Origin of the sequence: Streptomyces turgidiscabies Car8, assembly GCF_000331005.1 — a bacterium.
Classification (GTDB): domain Bacteria; phylum Actinomycetota; class Actinomycetes; order Streptomycetales; family Streptomycetaceae; genus Streptomyces; species Streptomyces turgidiscabies.
The window spans coordinates 1-3202 of the sequence record NZ_AEJB01000054.1 but is presented as its reverse complement, the minus strand read 5'-3'; the positions used below and the strand labels follow the sequence as shown (position 1 = coordinate 3202).

The following is a 3202-nucleotide window of genomic DNA, read 5'->3' as shown; positions in this document are numbered from 1 at the left end:
AAGCATGCTCGAAACGCTGCAGTATCAGGATCTCCCACTGGACCCGCAGCCCGCTTCCGACCGCGACCTGCCGTCACTGCCAGGAACCACTCCTTCCCAGAGCCGACGGCCGGCCCCGCGAGTGGTGTTCGTTCGACTGCAGAACCAAGGAACGGCGCGGCCAGCAGAACCCGGTCGCAGCCGCGATCCCGTCCCAGGGAGCCGAAGTCGAGCTCGATCCGGCTGGACCGGAGACCTCTGGCCCCTTCGGCACGACGGCCTGTCAGGGCTGCGAGCGGTGCTACCGGCCCCTCAGGAAGGGAGCAGGCCCGGAGAAGTCCGTTCGCCCTGTTACTGGTTGGGCGCTCCGACCAGCTTGCCGTCGGGTGCCACGGCGTACCAGGTGCCGCCGACGCCCTGCCCGTTGGTGTCGCCGGGCTCCTTGTCGTTGATGAAGGTGTAGATGGGCGAGCAGTTGAGTGTCTGCTGCTTGGCACCGTTGTCGGGCCGGGTGAAGTTCATGTAGCCCTTCTCCTTGATGCCCTTGGTGTCGTTGAAGGCGACCGGCGAGACGACCGGCCACTTGTCCAGGCAGGCGCCGACACAGGCGGACACCGGCTTCGGCCAGGCCTCGTCCTTCAGGAAGCGGTAGACCGTCATCCCCTTCTTGTCGACGACGATCGTGCCGAGCTTGGGGTCGTTGCGGGTGGACAGGCCGGGCAGCGCGGCGAGCGTCGCCTTCTTGCCGTCGGGCGCGAGGCCGTACCACTTGCCGCCCACACCCTGGCCCTTGATGTCGCCGGGCGAGGTGTCCTTGGCGTAGTAGTAGGCGGCCCAGCCGCCGACGGTGAGCTGCTTGGTGCCGTCGGAACGGGTCACCTCGCCCAGGAGCGCGGAATCGACACCGGCTCCGGCCGAGACGTCGTCCGCGGGAACCGGCGGCCAGGCGGTGGCGCAGTCGCCGTCACAGTTGGACTTCGGCGGTTCGGCCGTGTCCGCGTCGAAGCGGTAGAGCGTACGGCCGCTGCTGCTGGCCAGCACCTTGCCGACCGCCGCGCTGGCGACCACGTTCAACTGGCCCGCCGACGCCGAGTTGCCCGCGGCGGCCTGCTCCCCGTCGGCCCCGGCACCGGTGTCCGCCCCGGTGTCGGTGCCGGTGTCCGTACCCGTACCTGTTCCGGCGGTGCCCGTACCGGCCACGGAGCCGTAACCACCGGCGGCCGGGGCGGCCGCGCCGACGTTCTGGCTGCTCGTGTCCGTGCCCTTGTCCTGACCGCACGCCGTCGTCAGCACCAGCACGGCCGCAGCTGACGCTACGAGTGAGGCGCTCCGCCAGGAGGTCTTCATTACGTACTCCCCGTAATCGTTAGGGTGTTGCGACGCCCTGCTGGGCCGCCGCACGGTCCTAGGTACGGGCGGCGACGGTCACTGTGTTCAACCGCGGCACAAAATTCTTTCCGCAACCTGTGGCCACACCCGTCACAGCTCGTACACGAGGACGATCAGCGGCCCCACCTAGAACGGGTGATCCAAACCGCTGCACGACATATGTCACTCGTTCGGGGCAATCTCCTCGCGCTCCCGCGCGCGCGGGAGCGCCCAGCACACATGATCTTCGTCGTGTATGGACCCACACGGACCCGATTCGCCCCCGCCATACGGGTATTGGCGCTGCTGGGCCTGACCTGGCTGCTCGTCGGCATGCCCGTCGGGACGGCCGAGGCGACGACATGCGTCTCCGTCTCCACCGGCTCGGGCAGCGACACCTCGGTGACGGTCACCGGGAACGGCGCCACGGTCACGGTCGGCACCGGTGTCCCGGTCGCCGCCCCGGACGGCTGGTCGGTCAGCACGGGCAACGGTGGAGCGGCCGTCACCGGGAACGGTACGGCGGTCGTCGTCGGCACCGGTTCCTGGTGCCCGACCCCGACACCGACACCGCCCTGCCCCACACCGACGCCGACTCCCCCACCGACGCCGACACCCACGCCGACACCCACGCCCACGCCGGAACCCCCTCCGCCACCGAAACCGAGGCCCACTCCCACTCCCACACCCACCCCGAAACCCACTCCCCCGCGGCAGCCGACGCCGGCGCCCGAGCCGAAGCCACCGGCCCCGCCGCCCGCTCCGGCCCCCCGGCCGACCCCGAGTCCGCCGCCCCCCGCGCCGGCACCCGCACCCGCACCCGCGCGCACACCGACGCGCACCCCGGAGCCGAGCCCGAGCCCGACCGCGACACCGACCGCGGTGACGTATCCGCCCTACCGCGTGTCCGCGCACGAGCGGACCGTGCGCGGCGGCCCTTCGCTGGTCTCGTTCACCCTGCTCATCACCCTGCCCGCCGTGATCGCCGTCGCCGCGCTGCGTCCGCGCTGACCCCTTGGAGGCATCCCCTTGTCGGAATGGCTTGTTCTCGCCCTCGCGATCGCGGCCGCGTGCGCGGTCGTCATCCTCATCACCTTCGTACGGGACCGCAGGGCCCCCGAGGACGAGGATCCGTCCGACACCCCGGACGTGATCGAGTACATGACGATGTGGATCGGCGTGGTGTACGCCATCGTGCTGGGCCTGGCCATCGCCGGCGTCTGGGAGGCGCGCGGCGTCGCCCAGGACCACGTCTCGACGGAGGCCCACGCACTGCACGAGATCTCCGAGCGGGTCCGCGTCTACCCGCCCGACGTCCGTGACCGTGTTCGGGCCGACGTCAACGCCTATGTCGGACACGTCGTCAAAACCGAGTGGCAGGAGATGGCGGACAACGGCCAGGTCACCAAGCGCGGCGACCAGCTGCTGCAGCGGGTCCGCGTCGACGTCACCGACTACGAGCCGACGACGGACTTCCAGGCCCAGGCCTACCAGCCGCTCCTCGACCAGGTGACCACCGCGGACCAGGCACGCACGGCCCGCGCCGACTCGACCGGGCCGACCATGCCCGGCGTCGTCTGGTTCGGCCTGATCGCGGGCGCCGTGATCACGGTCGGCATGATCTTCGCCCTCCAGATCCGCCGCACACCCCGCGAACTGATCCTGGCCGGGCTCTTCTCCACCCTGATCGCCTTCCTGCTCTTCCTGATCTGGGACTTCGACGCGCCCTACAGCCGCGGCATCACGGCCACGGCGGATCCGTTCCTGGCGCTCTTCCCTGGCGCGGGCCGCTGACCGTCCGAGGACCGGCGCCGATGGGCTGACGGTTCCTCACCGCACGCACCGCACTCCGGGG

Annotated in this window: 3 protein-coding genes; 2 read left to right on the top strand and 1 reads right to left on the bottom strand. The window is 70.6% G+C overall.

The genetic code is table 11. The annotated features are described in order from the left end of the window. Positions 1–330 precede the first annotated feature (330 nt). A complete protein-coding gene (locus STRTUCAR8_RS03685; RefSeq protein ID WP_006374078.1) occupies positions 331–1326 on the bottom strand; it encodes an SCO0930 family lipoprotein in 996 nt (331 codons plus the stop codon). Between the two features lie 273 nt (positions 1327–1599). Here STRTUCAR8_RS03685 and STRTUCAR8_RS53160 point away from each other — a divergent pair, with 273 nt between their 5' ends. Both STRTUCAR8_RS53160 and STRTUCAR8_RS03675 read left to right on the top strand, forming a co-directional pair. Next, positions 1600–2358, top strand: coding sequence for a hypothetical protein (locus STRTUCAR8_RS53160; protein ID WP_199791663.1), 759 nt, complete (start codon positions 1600–1602; stop codon positions 2356–2358). 18 nt (positions 2359–2376) lie between these two features. Next, complete coding sequence (locus STRTUCAR8_RS03675; protein WP_006374077.1) at positions 2377–3141, top strand: bestrophin-like domain; 765 nt, start codon at positions 2377–2379, stop codon at positions 3139–3141. The last annotated feature ends 61 nt before the right edge of the window (positions 3142–3202 follow it).

Excerpts from the sequence above, each read along its gene's own strand:
- STRTUCAR8_RS03685 (WP_006374078.1), bottom strand. The coding sequence starts at position 1,326 with ATGAAGACCTCCTGGCGGAGCGCCTCACTCGTAGCGTCAGCTGCGGCC.